Source organism: Roseburia hominis A2-183 (assembly GCF_000225345.1).
Lineage (GTDB): Bacteria > Bacillota > Clostridia > Lachnospirales > Lachnospiraceae > Roseburia > Roseburia hominis.
In genome coordinates, this window is the sequence record NC_015977.1 from 2,243,593 (window position 1) to 2,261,452 (window position 17,860).

Sequence of the window (17,860 nt, forward strand, 5' to 3'; positions counted from 1 at the left end):
ACCTCCCATCATCGAGACATTTCTTTGTTTTCTCTTTTCACAAACGGCTGGAGCTGATAGGGGCTTGTACCGTCCTCGGGCCGCAGAAAGTCTATCCGGGCCGCAGCACGGATGGCGTTCTGGTTAAGCTGCCGCTGCCATGCCCCTTGGCTGGGAGCCCACTTAAAGCCGTTGCTTTTCAGTTCCTGCCGCTGATTGGCATCGGGCTTTTCCTCAAAAATAAGCTGCAAACGATTTTCAGCCTCGTTGATTTTTGCCTCGCCTCCGGGGAATGTCCAGCCTGCAAACTCGGAGCGGCTGCTCAGTTCCTCAATGCGCTGGCGTACACGGCGGATGTTGGCGTTGTTGTTGGAAAGCAGATAGGCGGGGTACGGCTTACTTTTGTCCAAGTGCCATGACTGCGCCATATCTGCCTTGAGCTTTTCTGCCTGCTCCGGCGTAAGCTCCGGGCAACCGTCCAGCGTTTTGTGTTTCCGAAAATACGCATTGACCTCCTTCATGGTGGTCTGCTGGGACTCCAGCCCCTCCAGCTTTTTTGTCAGTTTTTCCACGGCAAGATCATCGTCTGCGCTGATCCCACCCATACCAACAGAGCGGATTTTATCAAGCAGCTTTGAAATCTCCGCATACTCTCCATAGTTGCGATCCCGGGCGGCGTTCTGCTTGTGCTTTTTTGTCACAGGGAAATTGCCGCCCCCGGAGATCAGAATAGAGGGCACCCGGGCATCAATCACATTGCGTTCATTCAGATTTTCCGCAAGTTTCCGGGCATAGCGATCCACCAGCGCGTCAATCTTATCGTGGTACATGGGATCGACACGGACTTTCTGGCGTTCTGCCGCCGCATACGCTTCATCGACCATTGCCCGGTAGCCCGCCGTAGCGGAGCCCGGCTGATAGTCAGAAAAGCTGTTCATATCCTTTGCCCGCTTTGCGGCTTCTTCATTGATCGGATAATATTTCGGCATAGTACCTCCTTCCACAAAAGCCGGAACTTTGGGACAAATTGTCCCAAAGCCCCGGCAGCTAAAATGTTGACAGCATCTCACGGAAACAGGGGCAGACGTAGAAACATACGCCTCCCGCAGAAAAGGGCCTTAAAAAGCCTTGTCACAGGCGGGTTTGGGGTGTCCTAATTGTCAACACATCAGCCCCGCTTTTTTCGCATATATTCCCGCTGCTGTCTGCGGTGTGCCGCCTTTGCACAGGCCGCCGAACAATAGGTTTGCCGTCCATCAGGAGCCACGGCTCTGCCGCATACCGGGCAAACCTTGAAATCCGGCCTTGGCCCTTCTGCCAGCAGCGCAGCCTCCAGCGCCGGATCAAGGGGCAGAACTGCCTCGCGGAAGTAGCGGCAATAAGCCCCCGTCCAGCATTTCCCAAACATATAGCACTCGCAATCCAGCGGCAGGCAGCCGCAGTCCCGGTCATAGTTGGCACACCATTTTGATACCAGCCTGCGGATTGCCGTTTTTTCTGTCCGGGTCAGTTCTCGGCCCACAGCATCACCTCCCGTTGCCCGGTGGTTTGAGTTGCTCCCGGTAGCAGAACACGCAGCCGATCCCGCGCCAGTAAGGGCAGCCGTCACAACGGGAGCCCTTCGGCGGCAGGCTGGGCGGCACACCCTTAAAGTAGCTTTTTTCTTTCATAAATCCCTCATAGGGGTTGTTGGTAAATCTCATTCATTATCCTCGCTTTCGGTATCGTCCTCGTCCCAAGGCGGCCCATCGTCCTCGGGATCGTCATAATCAGCCAGTTCCTCGCTGTAATCCTCTTCGGGTACAGCAGCTTTTTCATGCTTCGGGCGGTAAATTTTGAAGTACCAGCCTGCACCGCTGCCCAGAACAGCCACAGCCAAAATCAGCAGAAGCGTCCCGGTATTACTTTTCTGCTGGGGCTCGGGTTCCGGCTCCTCCGCAGGTTCCGTCACCGGAGCGGGTTCGGGAGCTGTGCCAGCACACTCGGTCATATTGACCGCGCAGACCTCGCAATCCGTATGGATGGCTCCGGGCGCACATTTTTCTGTGCAGGAGCAGGCCGGAAGTTCTCCGCCAGCGGCCTCCAGTGCCGCCAGCAGATCGGCTTCATCCACCATGTTCAAAAAGTAGGTGTGATACTGTTCGCCGTCCTCGTCCACAGGCTTGTCATAGTCAATGACAATGTAAAAGGTGTTGCCGCCGCTGGTTTCCACCGTGATGAACTGTTTGTTGGTTGCGGCATCGTAGAGCAGATCGCGGGTCACAAGGTTTCCATCCTCCGAAAAGCCCTCGCCCGGGGTAATGGTAGGCGCTGGCTCCGGGGCCGGAGTTTCTTCCACAACAGGCGGTTCCTCATTCCCGCCGTCCGAATAGGCATAGGCCGGGATTGCAAAGCCGCATAAAAGAACGGCGGAGCAAAGCCCCGCTGCCAACATACGAAAGTGTTTCATATTCAGTTTTCCTCCTTCTTTTCTTCTTCGGACTTCGGGACACTTTGTCCCAAAGTACCTCCGTCCTTCAGCTTTTCAAACAGCAGCGGGAGCTCCGTAAGGGAAATGCTCATACCGCGCACAATGTCCACGATCTCGCTGTTTTCCGCCTCCAGCTTTTTTTGCTCCAGCTCCTTGAGCCGGGCCTGCTGTTCACTGATTTTGGCCTTGACCTTATCAATCTCGGCCTGAATTTTCATGCTTTTGGTAGTTGCCATTTCAAAACCTCCTGTCACGGTAAACGCCCGTAGGCGTAAAAATGAGATTGCCAGTAGCTTGTATTCAAATTTGCGTAGCCGATGGGATCTCCGCAATGCAGCATTTTCCCGTCACCGACATAAATCCCGCAATGGCTCACGCCCGGCGTGTCATAGGTGCCTTTGAAGAACACCAGATCACCGGGTTTGGGAGAGCTGGTCGGCGTACAGATGTTATAGAGCCCCTGGGCTCCCAGCCTGCCAACATTCCAGCCGGAGTGATTGATGACCCATGAAACATAGCCCGAGCAATCAAAGGAAGTAGCCGGAGAACTGCCGCCCCACACATAGGGATAGCCGATGTATTTCTGCGCCTCGGCAAGCATCGCGGCAAAGATTTCATCGTCCAGATATTCTCCTGGCACCTCGTAGTCACCGGGTTTCCCGGTAATGTACTTGTTCACATAGGGAGAATCCGGGAACAGATCAGGGCGGTTCCCCAGCGTTGCCATATAGATGGCATATCGGGAAAGCTGATCCTCGCCCATAACGTACACAGGTACATGGGACAAATCAAAGTTTTCCAGCGTGACCGTACAGATGTAATAATCGTAAGGCACCTGATAGGTGTCCGTATGGGAGTTGCCGTCCTCGTCCGTCCATGTGTCGGTTTCTGTGCGATACCGGGTTTCCACCACCACATCCTCCGTGAGAATGTACTGGCGGTCAAAGAGCATTTGCAGCGTTCCCTGTACCTCGCCTATTGTCCATTGTCCCTCATGGAGCGCACACAAAAGAGAAAGCAGCACATAGGGATCATGTTCGATTTCGTCCAGATCGAAGTGGTATTCGTCATAGTCGTGGGTGCTTTCATAGGTGTCCAGATAATGCTGTAAATCATCTTCCAGCGCACAATAGGCGGCTTCGGCGGCCAGCATATCACGATCCTCGCAAGGATAGGTGCTGGCTCCTAATGCACCGGCCCCGGCGTTCCCCAGCATAAGCATGGTAGAGGAACAGGACTGCATAGCAAACAGGAGTAACACACAGAGCACCGCAATCACGGCACCTGCGGGATGACTTTTGACAAATTCCACTGCCCGGGCAGTCAGGCGTTCTGTGGCTGTGGCAGTTTTCCCAGCCGCAGCCGCGCTCTGCTTTGCAGCCTCCTTTGCCTGCTTGCGGTATTGCCTGCGGAGCCGTTGCTTCTGCCAGTAGCGGGTAAGGGTATTTTTCGTCAGCTCCGGGTGCTCCTGTGCGGCGGTGTGAAAATGGTAGTCCGCTGTGTACTTGGTATAGCGGGCCTCGGCCTTGCGTACCACTTTTGCCGGATGTTCCCGGACTTTACGGCGCACAAAGCGAGAGCCATGCCGTAGCGCGGTTTCTCCCACAAGCTCAGAACGGTGTGCGCCTTCCGTGCCGACATTTTCCTGTTCCACTTCAAAAATCTTGCCATGCACGAAGCTGTGAACGGAACCGCTGGCAACACGGCCTATGCGTTTTACCGGGCCGGGCTTTTTCGGCGGCTTTTGCTTTGCCAGCTTCTCCCGGGCCTGTTCCAGTTTTTCGCCTTGGGACTCCATGTGGAGCTTTGCCGCCGCAGCCTGTTCCTGCTGGCTCTTTTTGCGGAACTTGGACTTCGGGACACTTTGTCCCGAAGTGTCGGAAGCCTCCGGCCCGGGCTGTTCCCCGTCAGGGGCGTGGGCGGTCTGCGACCAAGCCTCCTCCTTGGTTTTATTCGTTTTTCGTTTCATTCTTCATATCCTCCGGGCGGGTAGTCAGCAGGTCATAGATTTCTCCGCGAGGGAACCGATCCACAAACGGAATGGTTACATTTCCATAGAACAACAGCCCCTCGCCGGAATTGCTGTGTGTGATATAGGAAAGCTGATGCTCGGAAATACCGAGCTGTTTTGCCAGAATGGTACGGTCACTCTGCGCCTGCGAAAGCAGAATCATAAAATCCGTGTTGTCCAAAATGTTCTCGATTTCCCGGCTGGCCAAAAGGTCTTTGACGTTCTGCGTCAAAGCAGACGGCACACATCCTTTTTTACGTAGCATTTTCCAGACTGCCACAAAGTAGCTGGCTGTCAGCGGATCGCGGAGCAGGATATGAAACTCGTCAAAGTAGCACCAAGTCGCCGCACCCTCGTGGAAGTTCTGATCCACCGCCTGCGAAACAAACTCATTTGTGATGTGCATTGCAATCTTTCTAAGGTTTTCGCCCATGTTTTTCAGAACGATGCACACCACACGGCTGTCCGTCTTGACGTTGGTAGGATGGTTAAAGAGATTGAGGGAGCCTGTGCAATAAAGCTCTAAGGCAGTTGCCACGCGCCGGGCTTCGGGCTCCGGCTGGCGTAAGAGCTCTTCGTACAAATCCTGCAACAGCGGTGTTTTTGCAGTTTCCAGTCCGAGCGCCTGTTCCCGGTACACCAAACGCACACAGCGGTCAATGACCGTCTTTTCAATGGGCTGCAAGCCTTCCTTGCCGCCGACCACCAGCTCGCATAGGGACAAAAGAAAATCCGCCTTCATGGAAAGCGGGCTTTCTCCGGCGGCCATATTGAGCTCCACATCCATCGGATTGAGGTGGTGCGGGCTGTCCGGGGCAATCTCGATCACCTGGCCGCCCAGCCTTCGCACCAGCGGAGCGTATTCGCCCATCGGGTCAACCACGATGATCCGATCCTGCGGGATGGTGAGAAACACATTCAAGAGCTCGCGCTTTGCGGCAAAGCTCTTGCCGGAGCCCGTAGAGCCCAAATACATCCCGTTTGCCGATTTCAGCTTTTTGCGGTCAGCCATGATGACATTGTGAGAAAGTGCGTTCATGCCATAGTAGAGGGCCTGCCCAGCCATGCGGAGCTCCCTTGTCATAAAAGGAATAAAGATGGCTGTGGAGCTGGTGGTCATACCGCGCTGGATTTCTACCTCGTTGTAACCAAGGGCCAACGAGGAAACAAAGCCCTGTTCCTGTTGCCAGTCCAGACGGCGCAGAGCGCAGTTGTATTTCTGCGCGATACCGCCCACGGTAAACACATCGTTTTCCAGCCGCTGGCGGTTAGGAGCAAGGTTTACCACCGTAAAGGTCAGCAGAAACATTCGCTCATTGCGGGATTGCAAATCAGCCAGAAGCTCCGCTGCGTCCTTGCTGAATGTAATCAGGTCAGGGGGAAGAATATCCGGGTCATAGCCGGAGCGCACAGCCTTTCTCTGTTCCTCCACTTTCATTTTTCCGATGTCCGAGATTTTCCCCTTGATGGTCTTAATTGCCTTGAGCTGATCCACGGTCTGAATGTGCATGGTCACGGTCATTTCCGCATCCAGCTCCAAGATTTCTGCCAACAACTTATCCGAAAGCTCCGATGCCATAATCTGTAAGTAGGACACCGCGCCCCAATACTGGCCGATACGGAATGTGCGGGACTGGCGGAAGTCGAGACTGTCCGGGGCAATAAAGTCTTTTGTGCCAAGCCCGGTCTGTGGGATGTCTTTCCACGAAAAGCGGAACGCCTCGCGGCTCCCCGGATGCATCTGGCTATGAAGCAGCGCAAGGCGGGCCCGCCCGTCCATAGGCTCCGAGGGAACGCCCAGCCGCTTAAAGTTTCCCATGACATCAGCCTCCACACGCTCCAGACGGGGCCGAGCCTCCGCAATCCCCTCGGCGGGTATGCCAAAGGTGATGTATTTTGAGCGTTCAATGCCGTTATTGCTTTTGGCAATCTGATTTTTCAGCATCCCGGTAAACTCGTCCCGGACGCTGTTATAGTTGTCATCCGCTTTCGGGATATTGACTTGATAGCGGCTGCGGGAATGGGAACGGCGATTGATAAAGGAAAGCTGGAACGGCAGCGAACTGTCAAAGTAGTTGAGAAATGAACTCCATCCGCTGAATATGGCAGTCTGATCCTCGGTGGATGCCACGGAGTAATTGATGTCCTCATATTCCACAGTTTTTGTATAGAGCCCACCCGGGAGCTTGCACACACCGTCCGGGTGCATGGACAGATACGGGATTGTCTGCTGGGCAGACAGGGCCGCCCGGCCTTTACCCTTGGCGGCGGCTCCGTTTTTCTTCTTTGTGTTTTTCAATCACATCCTCCTTTCCAGCGCCCGGCCCGGTAAAGGGCGCATAAATGTTTTCGGTTCGGTAGGCCCTGATCCCCGGCCTTAGAAACTTGACCCGGATGATATTCCGCACAACCTTTTCAAAGGGTAAGCCGTCCTTTTCATACATCGCCAGCAAGAACGCCGGGAGCATAATTCCAAGCATGAGAAACATCGCCCCGGTATTGCCGAGGGTGGCACGGGTCAGCAGATAGGCCGGAATCCCCACCGCGCCCGCGCTGCCGAAGCAGACAAGCTGGCGTTTGGTGAGGTTGAAAGCCATCTTTGTTTTGATTTTGGATAAATCGTTTGGTACGTTTACATAGGGCATGGATCACACTCCTTTCTGCACTTCGGGACAATGTGTCCCAAAGTCCGGGATGGTTGGTGTTACTTCATTTCCCCATACAGCCCAGCCGCGCGGGGTCTGTCTGGCAAAGAGCTCCACGCGGGGCAGATCGCCCATCAGGGAAATGATTTTGTCGCGGGCCTCGTCCGGCTTTTTGCTGTGGGCCTCAATCGGGGAAATGATAAATTGATGAATATTGGTAGCCTGCCGCTTCGGATGTCCCTTGGTAGCCAGCAGACAAATTTCCGCGTTGCCCCTTGTCCAGAAGCCAAGGCCATAAAACCAGCTATCTGCTTTCTTGTTCTTTTTCAGCCAGACGAAAGCAACGCTTTTGTAGGTGAAGCCCCAAGCCTCAATCAGCCGGAGCGCCTCCGGGAGCTGCGGGAAAGTAGCCCATAAAAAGAGTGCGCTGTCCGGGGCCGCAAGATCAGCCACAGGCAACGCACATAACTCTTCAATGCTCATAGTGGGATAATGATTTTCCGCCGCGCCCTGTACTTTCTTAGCCGAGTAGCGCCAAGGGGGATCGGCGTAAATGATAGAATACTGCTGGATAATTACACTCCTTTCTCGCCGGAGCTTTTTACTGCCTGCGCCGCACGGATGCGCTCACTGGCGGCGGCATAAAAGGACGGGGCCGTTTCAAAGCATACAAAGCGGCGTTCTGTGTTGATGGCTGCAATCGCGGTTGTGCCGGAGCCAACGCAAATGTCCGCGACCAGTTCTCCGGGACGGGTGTAGGTGCGGATCAGATACTCGCAGAGCTCCACAGGCTTCTGTGTAGGATGGATGCCGCCGGACACCGTAGGCACAAATAGTACATTTCCGGGATAGCGGCGGCCATCGTTGGACTCGGAGCCCTGCCGTTCAAATTTCCCATAGTTGGAGCTTGTACCGCTTCGGGAATGAACACGGGTATAAGGCTTGCCATAAGTAAACTGCGGATTGTAGACCGGGGACTTCTGGTAAAACACCAAGATATTCTCGGACTTTTTCAGTGGAGCCCGGTTTGCATTGAGAAAGCCCGTTCCGCGCTCCTTGTACCAAATCCACTCATAGCGGAGCATGGCGAGGTTGGATGCGCCCAGCACCTTGTCAAAGGGGCACTGTGCGAAAAACAGCACTGCGCCATTCGGCTTGACCGCCCATTTCACCGCCTCCCACAGCTCCGGGAGCGGCAGGGGCACATCCCAATAATTCCGGGTTGTGCCGTAGGGCGGATCAGTCAGCAGCATATCCACGCTATGTTTTGGCAAAGAACGCAGGCCCTCGATGCCGTCCATGAGAAACAAGCCCTCCTTCGGGACACTTTGTCCCAAAGTGCGGCTATCGGTCATTGCGGGCCTCCTTTGCTTTGGCAGGTGCAGGCCGGGCGGCATTTTCTTTTCCAGCTTGTTTCGCGGCCTCGGCCATCTGCTCCTTGATCGGGGCAGGCCGTACCGCCTGGGCCCGTGCAACAAGCTGTTCCACCGCCGCATGATACGCCTCCACACCAGCCGCATTGATCCGTTCCTGTATGGCACGGTCAGGAATCCGAACCGTAGCCCGGTATCCCGTCCGGCTGGCAGGATCGGGCTTAGAGGGAGCACCGAGGAAAATCCCGTTTTTCCCATCCACAACCTTAAAATCGTCGATGACCACACCGCCAAAGTTGACGCTGGCGAAGCCGATCAGTTTACCCTGCGGCTCAATCGGGCGGACAGATACTGTGATCGGAACAACCGCCTCTTGCAAGACGGCATCCGTCCGCATTTTTACCGCCTCGTCAATACTAACGCCCTTGACTTCCGCAAGCTCCGCGATGGGAGCATCAAACAGCCAGCGCCGCTCCTCCGCAGCAATCTGCTCCGGGGTCAGCAATACATCGTCTTTCTTACTCAGATAAAATTCCTCCTTTCCGCTTGCCGGAGCAGGCTGGGCGGGATCGTCCATCAGCTCTTTCCTTTGCAGGACGGCCTCTGTTTCCACCATAAAGCGGTAAGCATCCGCCTCAGTAAACTCCTCCGGCGTTTTTCCATTCCATAAGCGCGTTCCATCCGCCCCGTATCTTCTCGGCATAAGCACCTCCTCCTGTTAATGAGCGCCAAAGATACGCTGGGCAATGCTCCCGGTCTTAAAGAGCATGAAGCAAAGCAAAACCGTGTAGCCCACAGTTCCCCAAATCGCCCCGATGGGATCGCCGCTTGTTGCGATGCCTTGAATGAGCACCGCGTAAATTGCAACACATACAAGAATCAGCAGCCCTTGAAAGCCCACGGCAAACAGGGACTTGATGTAGTTTTGCCCGGTGCTGCCAAGCTCCCGGTTGGAAAGCGTAGCAACGGGGATGGGGGCCAGACTGGTCAGCAGATAGATTTCCAGCATCCTGCCATACACCAAAACGAAAATGATAATCCCCATCGCCTTCATCGTAAATCCAATGAGCGCAGACTGCAGCCAAAGCCCCAAAAGCGGCCCTAAGTCCATCGCCTCCAGCGAGGTTTCCAGTTCGGCAAGCATATCCGCCGAAACATCGGTAGAGCCTTGAATCAGCCCGCCTGCCTGCGCGATAACGCTCTGCGACACATCGAACACAGCCATGACGATATTGAATGTGTTTGACAGGATTAAGATTGCACAGGCCGTTTTGAACATCCATTTATAGAGGTTCGCAACGTCAACCTCGTGCATATTGTTCTTTTCCAAAAGCATCTGTATGAGCTCATAAGTGGCAACAAAGGTCAGCACCATTCCGGCAATCGGCAGGATCACCGTTTCGGAAAGCTGTCGGATCAGGGAGAAAACCCCGGCGTGCCACGCCGCCGGGGTAGTCCCTACCTGTGCCGCAATCTCTCCGACTTGGGTATTGACAGTATCAAAAAGACCTTCGAGGTTCCCCATGATGCCGCCAATCAGAAGCTCTTTGAGCCAGTTTGTGAGCCAGTCGGTGAGAAAATCCATAAGCGCCTACCTTAAAACAGGCCAGACAGCAGAGGGATCAGTGTGGTGCCAATGACGATGATGCCGCCACCCGCCATGAGCTGCTTCATGCCCTGGGACTTTGCTTATGTGTGATAAAGAAGTAATAGAAGTGTAAAAAATTTTGCCGTTCCTATCCGGCACATGAGGTATGTCGGATAGGTCGGGCGGTTAGGTGTCGGGCAGTTCTACCTTGCCGACAAAAGAATAATAGATTTCGATTTCCTGTCTGCGTAACTTGCCCCGGCGTTTCCCGTCAAGGGCAACGCTTTCATGGACAACGATTTTCTCCACAAACTCCCGCAGCAGAGTAGGGGTAAGTTCTTCAATGGTAGTGTGCCTGCGTACCACATTCATAAACTTTTCAGCGTTTGCGGTGGCTTCCTGCGCTTTGGAAAGTTCTTCCCGCAGTCTGGCGGCACGTTCTTTCAGTTCTTTCTGCTCGGCTTCATAGTCTGCCGACAGCTCTGTGAAACGCTCGTCCGATATGCGCCCGGTTACGCTGTCCTCATACAGCCGCTTGAAGATAGCAGATAACTCGGCTATGCGTTTCTCGGCGGCTTCCAGCTCCTTTTTCTTGGCGGCGTTCCTGCGTCTGTCCCCGTCCTCATTCTGCTCGATTAAAAGCTTCATAAACCGGGCTTCATGCTTTGCCGCATAGCTGGTAACTTTCCGCAGATTGGAGAGTACGCCAGCGGTCAAGAGGTCAGTGCGGATAAAGTGCGCTGTGCAGTCGGCGGTGCGTTTCTTGTAGCTTCCGCAGATATAACAGTCCTGCTTGCGCTTGTCCGTCTGGTATCGCTGCTGGTACATGACGCTGCCGCAGTCGGCACAAAAGAGTATGCCGGAGAACAAGCCCACTTCGTCATAACGGTTGGGGCGTTTGCGCTGCTTGCGTAACTCCTGCACCCGTTCCCACGTTTCCCGGTCAATGATAGGCTCATGGTGGTTCTCAAAAACCGCCTGCTTTTCCGGGGGATTTTCTATGCTGTGTTTCAGCTTGTAGGACGGCTTCTCGGTCTTAAAGTTTACCAGACAGCCCGTATATTCCCGGTTTTCCAGCAGATGAACCACGGTATTGGTCGCCCACTTGCACTCATAGCCGGGGTGGTAGCGGCGGGTGCTGCCCGTCCTGCGGTATTCCAGCGTCCCCGGCGTGGGGATTTGCTGCTCGGTCAGCATACGGGCTATCTTGGTCGGACCGTTCCCGGCAAGGCAAAGGCTGTAAATCTGCCGTACCACCGGGGCGGCTTCCTCGTCAATGATAAAGTTTTCGTCCTCGTCCATGAGGTAGCCATAGACGGGCTTGCTTGTGATGGGCTTTCCGCTCATGCCCTTAGAGCGTTTTACTGCCTTGATTTTCTTGCTCGTATCTCTCACCAGCCATTCGTTAAAAATGTTCCGCAGCGGGGCAAAATCATTTTCCCCCTGTGCGCTGTCCACTCCGTCATTGATAGCGATGAAGCGGACACCTTTCTGTGGGAAAATCATTTCTGTGTACATTCCCACCTGTAAGTAGTTTCGCCCTAACCTCGACATATCCTTGACGATAACTGTCCCGACTTTCCCTGCTTCAATGTCTGCAAGCATGGCTTGAAATCCGGGTCTTTGAAAGTTCGCACCGGAATAACCGTCGTCGGTGTACCAGCGCAGATTAGAAAATCCATTCTGTTTGGCATAGGTTTCCAAAATCCTCTTTTGGTTGGAAATGGAATTGCTCTCGCCTTGCAGCTCGTCCTCATGGGACAGTCTTGGGTAAAGGGCGGTAATGAGTTGCTGGGTGGTCTGTCTTAACATAAATTCCTCCGTTTCCGACAGCCAGCCCCACTATTCCGTACCTTGATTGTACCACATGGGGCGGCTGTCTGTATAGCGGCAAAAGCGTCAAATCTGCTTCTTTACGGTCGGTAAAAATGACGGTTTTTCAATCAGGCTTATCACAGGTCAAATATCCGGCGGCGGCTTCTGCTTCCAGCACTTTCATCATCTTGTCAGCGGCGGTGTCGGTCGCCCCCTCCTTGAAAAAGCCAGACACCACAAGGATTGTGTTGCCTATCCTCGTTTCGGTCACGCAGTCCGGGCGGCGGGCAGGGCGTTTGTTTCTCTGGGTGTCGGTCATAGGCAAATCTCCTTTCCGGCAAGCAGCCGTTTCAGCTGTTCCATTTTTCCCTGTGCGGCGGCTTTCCTCAAATTCTCCCCGGTAAAGCAGAGAGGGGAACACATTTCAAGCAGGCGGTCATAAATCCGGGCGTGGGCGGTGTCCTCCGGGTGCTGCAATTCCTCCAGCGTGAGGTTGGTCGTCACAATCAGCGGCTTCCTGCTCCGGTAGCGGCTGTCAATCACATTGTAGACCTGTTCCAGACCGTATTCTGTGCCACGCTCCATTCCAAAATCGTCAATGATGAGCAGGGGGAAGCTGCAAAGGCGGGAAATATATTCGTTCCTGCCCGCAAAGCTGGCGGCAAGGTCGTTTAATATTGCTGCAAAGTTTGTCATGCACACCGGGACTTCCTGCTCCATGAGGGCGTTTGCAATACACCCGGCAAAATAGCTTTTCCCAGTGCCTACCCTGCCCCACAAGAGCAGCCCGTAGTTCCCGTCCTTTATCTGTTCCCAGCGTGCCACATATCCGGCGGCGTTCTTCATCTGCGGGCAGCTGCCGTTATCGTTGGCAAATGTCCAGTCCTGCATGGTCTTGTCTGTAAAGCCCTGCCGTTTCAGCCGTTCCACCGTTTCAAGGTGGCTGCGCCGCTTCTCGGCGGCTTCCCGTTCCTTACGGGCTGCCCGCTGGCAGTCGCACTCTGACGGGTGGCGGTCACGCCCGAAAAAGGTCTTGCCCTCTGGGAAATAGGCTTCTTTGGGTTTCCGGCATTTGCCGCAGTATAAAAGCCCGTCCTCCCCGGTGTAATCCTCCGGCTCGGCTGTGGTGTCGGTCATAGGCAGTATGGTGTTGTGGATTGTATCGGTCATAGGCTTTCTCCCTCCTTGAATGAATAGTCCGGTATGCCTTTCTTTGGCTTCTCTTTGGCAGCGTCCTCCTGCGCCCACTTGTAAATGGTGGCTGCATGGCTCTGGTACTGCTTCCCGGTGGAAGCGATGTGGCAGGAAAGGCGGTCAAGGTAATACTCCCACTTGCCGGGGAAGTCCTGTTCCAGCTCCAAAAGTTCTGTGTCAGAAAGAAATACATTTTTATATCTGCCATAAGCGGCGGGGGGCTGCCCCTCACTCGCTCCTTTTGTTTGGCTCTCTATTAGGTTGTTTATATTAGTTTGGTTAGGGGACGGTTTTCCGACCGTCATAAGGTCAGTTTTCCGGCTGTCAGTTGGTCGGTTTCCCGCCCTTATGAGGGGCGGTTTTCCGTCCGTCAGTTGGTCGGAAAACTGTACCACTGGGATAGGCGGCACTTTCACATACAGACGGTTGGCGGCAGAAAAGCCCGTCCGTCTGCGTTCCAGCAGCCCGGCAGCGTCCAGTTCGTTCAGTGCGCCCTTTATGGTGGTGCAGCCTTTATCCAGCATTTCCGCTATCTCTGCTATGGGGTAGACAATGTATGTCCGTCCCTCGCTGTCCTGCCAGCCGTTCTTCTGCGAAAGGGTGGAACGGTCTAACAGCAGCGCATATAACTCTCTTGCGGTGTGGGATAGGTCTGTTTCCAGCAGGAAACGGGGGTAAGGCAGGTAAGCGGGCAGCTCCGTTCCTGCGGTCATATAATCAGCGATAGGGTTCACCTCCTTGTGGTGTCTGTCTGTGGGTTCTGTTACGCTTTTAGGGGGCGTTTTTAAGGGAAAAGGATAAATGTATCACGCACCCTTTGACACCCTCCAAAAAAGCCTTGATTTATGCGGGTTTGAAATGCCCTAAAGCGTGACATTTCTCCCTTTGTTTCCGCTTCCGTTTGGCGGCGTTTATCCGCTTCATGCGTCCGGCGCAGTCCGGGCAGTATTTCCCCCGGTTGGATTTTGGGAAGAAGAACGCCCCGCAGACAGCGCAGCGTTTCCGGCTTCCCCGGCGCAAGAGGGCGGCTTCCAGTGCTTCATCAAGGGGCAGGACAGCGGCGGTAAACCAGCGGCAGAGCAGCGAATAGCTGATACTCTGTACACACACGCAAGGCTCGCCGTCCTCCAACAGCAGGCAGTTCCCGCTGTCATAGTTGCAGCACTCATGCACAAGGCGGCGGGCTGCCCGGTACTGGCGGTAGTCCATGCGGGGGATATTACCGTTCATGGCTCTGCTCCTTTCTGCGCTGCGGCTCGCTCCGGCGTAAAATCTGGTCGATATTGCCCTTGACAGTCTGCAAGCGGCGGTACTCCTCCCGTTTTGCCCGGTAATCGTTGTAGCCGCTGTTTTTCTCTTTGATAAGGCTTTCAATCTCTGCTTGCAGGGATTTATAGCTCGGCAGCTTGGAAATGCCGTTCTCCCTGAAATAGCGGGCGGCTGCGTCTGCTATGATAAAGTCACTTTCATGCTTCTGACGGTAGGCTGCTTTTGCTTTGGCGTTTTTCTGCTGTTTCAGCCCGTCCCGGACAGGGCGGGTCTTGGAATAGGCAAGCACCTGCCGTTGCAGCTCCTTTTTCCCGTTCAGCGTCTTTTCCACCTGCTTCAACCACGCAAGGCTTTCCTGCATGGCGGCATAGGCGGCAGAACAGGCTTCGTCCAGTTCCTCCGGGGAGGAAAAGCCGTACTGCTGATAGGCGGTAACGGTAGCTGCCATTTGCTTTAGGTTGTGCTTTGCCGCCCAGCGGTCATAGCCCACGCCCTTGCCCTCGGCTCGCTTGGCTTCCCGGTCAACCATGCGCTGCAAGGTGTTGTCTGCCGGGGTGGTTTTTGCAGCTTTTTCCCCTTGTAACGGCTTTTTAACTGCGGCAGGGTATTCGGGTATGGCTTTGGTCTGTTCGGCAGCTCTGTGGGCGTTCTGCGTGAGCAGGGCAAGGACAGCAGCCTTGTCAAAATCGTCCCCCAGCTTTCGGGCTGTGATAGGCTTTGTCCTGTCCGGCGTGAGGTAGGAAAGCCGCCCCCGGCTCTCCTTGACGGTCACACCCTCCCGCAGCAAAAGGGAAGAAAACTCGTCAAAGCTGCCAGCTTGGGAAAGTGCCTGCCGTATCGTCCGGCGCAGCTTCGCCTTGTCCGTTTCAAACTTGGTGGGCTTGGTCGGCTGTCCGGCGGCTTCTCTGGCGGCGTTCTCTTTGTCAAGGGCAAGCTGCCCTTTCTTTGCCGCCCAGTATTCCCGTTCGGTTATCCGTTCCTTGCTGCCGTTCAAGAGGTCGATTTGGTAAAGCCCCTCCCGGTGGCACATTTCCATGACTTCGCTCTTGAAATATTCCATAGCGGCGTTGGTGCAGCGGTGCTTGCAGCCCTCCAGCGTGTCGGCTGGTCTGTCCATGTAGGGCAGAAGCGGGACTTCGTAAATCCGCAGGGAGTTGATGACGATATGCACATGGATATTCCCGCTGTGGTTATGCCCGTCCGGGTGGGTGCAGATTAGGGCTTGGTGTCCGGGGAAATGCTCCTTGCAGAACTGCTCGCCCAGCTCCTGCGCCCGGTCTACGGTCAAGCCGTTGTCTGTCCCGTCCCGTGGGTCAAAGCTGATGATATAGTGGTGGCTTTTCACATCTTCCCGTTTTTGGTTTTTCTCATAGCGGAGATTGGCTCGCATACAGGCAACAGCGAAATCCTCGCCCCCGCAGTTGAGGGAAGAAATGCGGTAATCCTCCCTCGGTATCAGCCGCCCGTTTTCATCAAGGGTGGGCTTCATGGTAAACTCGTCATGCTCAAATGTGAGGTAGGCTTCCGCTGCGCCATAGTCCGCATTTTTAGAGCTGATATGTTTGAATGTTGCCAACAGCGTCACCCACTTTCTGCAAGACTTCAAACTTTAGGGCGGCAAGGTCGGAAACCGCCGCCCGTATTTCCCCGGCAAGCTGCGGATAGGGACTGTGCCACTCGTTCAGCGTCCGGGCTATCTGGTTTAAGTTGCCGCCGATCCTCCCGTATTCGGCGGTCAGCTTCCCGACAGCGGCAAGCAGCTCGTCATTGATGGGGGAAACGGTTATGATGGGGCGTATGGCTGCCCCGGTTATGGCTTGCCGGATAAACTCGGCTTGGCTCATGTGGTAAGCAGAAAGCCGCTGGGCAAACTCGGCGTATTCTTCCTCGGTCATGCGTGTTTTGACTACCCGGCTGCGGTGCGGCGTGTTGTATCGTTTCATAGGTGGTTGACCTCCTTTCTGTGCGTGGTGTCCTCTCACTAATAGGAGAAAAACAGGGTGTGAAGCGGAACTGTTTTTGAAAAATCCGAAAAATATTTTGAGGGGTTTTTCAGCGGCGCAAGCCGCATAAGCAGGGTTTGGGGAAGGCACTCCCCAACAAGATTCCCGCAGGGGCAAAATGAGCGATAAGCGAATTTTGGCACCTCGGTAGAATCTTGCTCTAAGAAACTGCCGGCCTGCCGTTCACTTGCTACTGCCACTTTTTCAGAAAATCTATAACCAGCTTTTTTTATAAAAGGCTGCGGGCTGGCGTTTTTCCCTTACTCCCTACAAACCACAAAAGAGCAGAATGGACGGACTTTCCGGCAAGAACTTTTCCGGCGGCTCGGTCTTTCCCGACAATAAGGCGTTTCGGAAGCTGCGTTTTGCCCGCTGTCTGAAAAAAATGGCAGCCTTTTTTGGTTTCACTGTCTAATACGGAACTTTTGGAAATTTGCCAAAAATGGACGCAAAAAAAGCAGCAAATCTTTTTCGGATTTACTGCTTCATGTGCCGCTGCGGTGCGGCGGGATGGATATTCAGTTGAAATAAAAGAGGATGGTGGTACTTTAGTCTATCGACTCTTTACTAACTATTAGGTAATCTTGAAAGATTTTCCTTGAATTTATCTAAAGAATGTTCATTGTTTCCCGCAAAAATAAGTGGAATTGTATATTCATATGATATGCCATTTTCATAGTCCGATAATTGTATTTTTATAGTATCATCCCTCTCATCTTTAGGTGCTATATATATGAATGAATTTTTATTTATATCAGATATTTTCCCTTTTTCAGAAGAAACAGTATAACCCCAGTCTGTTAAATTTGTCTTTATTGTAACTTCTGTTTCTGTTTCTTTTCTAGTCTGCAATGCTGTTTTATCGATTTGGATATCAAAAGGAGTCGAACCTAACAATTCACTGTTTATATTTACAAGTTCTTCTCCATTTGTTTTAGAAATATTAGATTCATCTTCATAATTTTGTTGAGATTCATCTTTTGGTGTTTCTCTGTTACATCCTAATAAAAAGCATAAAATAATTAGTACTAATACAGAAAGTTGTTTTTTTTGCATTTATTTCTCCTTTCATATTATCAAAGAAAGCACTGAGAGTACTTTCAAGAAATTTTGAAATATTCTCAATGCTTTCTATAAAAATACATAGCTCTTTGTTACATTGTCATTTTAACATAATAATTGGTAAAATGCAATAATTTATTTTCTATTTACGAGAAAATACTGTGCATATTATCTTATTTAGGAATAGTTAAGGCGGCTACCTAAATCTTTTTATTACTTTACCGCACATGAGCATTGGAGCCCGGGTTATCCGAGCCGTAGCCCTCCAGCAGATTGACCACACCCCATACGCCAAGGCCAGCGCCGAGAGCGATAACGAGGGTCTGTAAAGTGTCGATTGCAGATGAGAAAAATGCCATATAAGCCTCCATTTCTCCGGGATTTTTCCGGTAACAAAAAAGCCGCCCATGCAGGCGGCAGGTTACAAACTTCGGGACACTTTGTCTCGAAG

Annotated in this window: 21 protein-coding genes and 1 pseudogene; 1 reads left to right on the top strand and 21 read right to left on the bottom strand. The window is 53.3% G+C overall.

Translation table 11 applies throughout. From position 1 onward, the window contains the following. Positions 1-8 precede the first annotated feature (8 nt). The 19 genes and pseudogenes from RHOM_RS10055 to RHOM_RS10140 form a co-directional block, all read right to left on the bottom strand. Positions 9-968, bottom strand: a complete 960-nt coding sequence (locus RHOM_RS10055; RefSeq protein ID WP_014080209.1) for a hypothetical protein — start codon at positions 966-968, stop codon at positions 9-11. A gap of 179 nt (positions 969-1,147) precedes the next feature. Beyond that, positions 1,148-1,501: a cysteine-rich VLP domain-containing protein gene (locus RHOM_RS10060; RefSeq protein WP_014080210.1), complete on the bottom strand. Its 354-nt coding sequence runs from the start codon at positions 1,499-1,501 to the stop codon at positions 1,148-1,150. A 177-nt stretch (positions 1,502-1,678) separates the two neighbouring features. Continuing rightward, entirely contained in the window at positions 1,679-2,428 is a 750-nt protein-coding gene (locus RHOM_RS10065) for a DUF4366 domain-containing protein (RefSeq protein ID WP_014080212.1), read from the bottom strand. 2 nt (positions 2,429-2,430) lie between these two features. After that, positions 2,431-2,685, bottom strand: a complete 255-nt coding sequence (locus RHOM_RS10070) for a DUF4315 family protein (RefSeq protein WP_014080213.1) — start codon at positions 2,683-2,685, stop codon at positions 2,431-2,433. 14 nt (positions 2,686-2,699) lie between these two features. After that, complete coding sequence (locus RHOM_RS10075; protein ID WP_014080214.1) at positions 2,700-4,418, bottom strand: C40 family peptidase; 1,719 nt, start codon at positions 4,416-4,418, stop codon at positions 2,700-2,702. Then, positions 4,399-6,759, bottom strand: coding sequence for a VirB4-like conjugal transfer ATPase, CD1110 family (locus RHOM_RS10080; protein ID WP_014080215.1), 2,361 nt, complete (start codon positions 6,757-6,759; stop codon positions 4,399-4,401). The genes RHOM_RS10075 and RHOM_RS10080 overlap by 20 nt, the downstream gene beginning before the upstream one ends. Further along, positions 6,716-7,105 (bottom strand): PrgI family protein, encoded by a 390-nt coding sequence (locus RHOM_RS10085; RefSeq protein ID WP_014080216.1) that lies wholly within the window; start codon positions 7,103-7,105, stop codon positions 6,716-6,718. Before RHOM_RS10085 ends, RHOM_RS10080 begins: the two co-directional genes overlap by 44 nt. Before the next feature lie 3 nt (positions 7,106-7,108). Further along, the gene (locus tag RHOM_RS10090) at positions 7,109-7,678 is read right to left on the bottom strand and encodes an MT-A70 family methyltransferase (protein ID WP_330364897.1); all 570 of its coding nucleotides are present in this window, start codon (positions 7,676-7,678) and stop codon (positions 7,109-7,111) included. A gap of 2 nt (positions 7,679-7,680) precedes the next feature. Then, entirely contained in the window at positions 7,681-8,460 is a 780-nt protein-coding gene (locus RHOM_RS10095; RefSeq protein WP_044024669.1) for a DNA-methyltransferase, read from the bottom strand. Next, positions 8,450-9,181 carry a septation protein SpoVG family protein gene (locus RHOM_RS10100; protein ID WP_014080219.1) on the bottom strand — a complete coding sequence of 244 codons (732 nt, stop codon included), beginning with the start codon at positions 9,179-9,181 and terminating at the stop codon, positions 8,450-8,452. Before RHOM_RS10100 ends, RHOM_RS10095 begins: the two co-directional genes overlap by 11 nt. Before the next feature lie 15 nt (positions 9,182-9,196). Then, positions 9,197-10,063, bottom strand: coding sequence for a VirB6/TrbL-like conjugal transfer protein, CD1112 family (locus RHOM_RS10105; protein WP_014080220.1), 867 nt, complete (start codon positions 10,061-10,063; stop codon positions 9,197-9,199). Positions 10,064-10,074: 11 nt separating this feature from the next. Then, positions 10,075-10,167: pseudogene (locus RHOM_RS17975) on the bottom strand (Maff2 family mobile element protein); the annotation flags it as partial. Between the two features lie 85 nt (positions 10,168-10,252). Then, on the bottom strand, positions 10,253-11,878 hold the full coding sequence (locus RHOM_RS10110; RefSeq protein ID WP_002594230.1) for a recombinase family protein: 1,626 nt from the start codon (positions 11,876-11,878) through the stop codon (positions 10,253-10,255). A gap of 127 nt (positions 11,879-12,005) precedes the next feature. After that, positions 12,006-12,200: a transposon-encoded TnpW family protein gene (locus RHOM_RS10115; RefSeq protein ID WP_002594231.1), complete on the bottom strand. Its 195-nt coding sequence runs from the start codon at positions 12,198-12,200 to the stop codon at positions 12,006-12,008. Then, on the bottom strand, positions 12,197-13,051 hold the full coding sequence (locus RHOM_RS10120) for an ATP-binding protein (protein WP_002594232.1): 855 nt from the start codon (positions 13,049-13,051) through the stop codon (positions 12,197-12,199). The genes RHOM_RS10115 and RHOM_RS10120 overlap by 4 nt, the downstream gene beginning before the upstream one ends. Next, positions 13,048-13,788 carry a replication initiator protein A gene (locus RHOM_RS10125; RefSeq protein ID WP_002594233.1) on the bottom strand — a complete coding sequence of 247 codons (741 nt, stop codon included), beginning with the start codon at positions 13,786-13,788 and terminating at the stop codon, positions 13,048-13,050. Before RHOM_RS10125 ends, RHOM_RS10120 begins: the two co-directional genes overlap by 4 nt. A gap of 130 nt (positions 13,789-13,918) precedes the next feature. After that, positions 13,919-14,305, bottom strand: a complete 387-nt coding sequence (locus RHOM_RS10130) for a cysteine-rich VLP domain-containing protein (RefSeq protein ID WP_002594234.1) — start codon at positions 14,303-14,305, stop codon at positions 13,919-13,921. After that, positions 14,295-15,920 carry a relaxase/mobilization nuclease domain-containing protein gene (locus RHOM_RS10135; RefSeq protein WP_014080221.1) on the bottom strand — a complete coding sequence of 542 codons (1,626 nt, stop codon included), beginning with the start codon at positions 15,918-15,920 and terminating at the stop codon, positions 14,295-14,297. Before RHOM_RS10135 ends, RHOM_RS10130 begins: the two co-directional genes overlap by 11 nt. Further along, positions 15,892-16,287, bottom strand: a complete 396-nt coding sequence (locus RHOM_RS10140; protein ID WP_014080222.1) for a plasmid mobilization protein — start codon at positions 16,285-16,287, stop codon at positions 15,892-15,894. The genes RHOM_RS10135 and RHOM_RS10140 overlap by 29 nt, the downstream gene beginning before the upstream one ends. A gap of 349 nt (positions 16,288-16,636) precedes the next feature. On the opposite strand from RHOM_RS10140, the gene RHOM_RS18125 reads away from it, so the two are divergent. Beyond that, positions 16,637-16,762: a hypothetical protein gene (locus RHOM_RS18125; protein ID WP_007037420.1), complete on the top strand. Its 126-nt coding sequence runs from the start codon at positions 16,637-16,639 to the stop codon at positions 16,760-16,762. Positions 16,763-16,914: 152 nt separating this feature from the next. Here RHOM_RS18125 and RHOM_RS10145 read toward each other — a convergent pair whose 3' ends face one another. Together RHOM_RS10145 and RHOM_RS17005 are read right to left on the bottom strand one after the other, a co-directional pair. After that, the gene (locus RHOM_RS10145; protein WP_002569239.1) at positions 16,915-17,403 is read right to left on the bottom strand and encodes a hypothetical protein; all 489 of its coding nucleotides are present in this window, start codon (positions 17,401-17,403) and stop codon (positions 16,915-16,917) included. A 224-nt stretch (positions 17,404-17,627) separates the two neighbouring features. Continuing rightward, positions 17,628-17,768 carry a Maff2 family mobile element protein gene (locus tag RHOM_RS17005; protein WP_014080223.1) on the bottom strand — a complete coding sequence of 47 codons (141 nt, stop codon included), beginning with the start codon at positions 17,766-17,768 and terminating at the stop codon, positions 17,628-17,630. Positions 17,769-17,860: the final 92 nt, after the last annotated feature.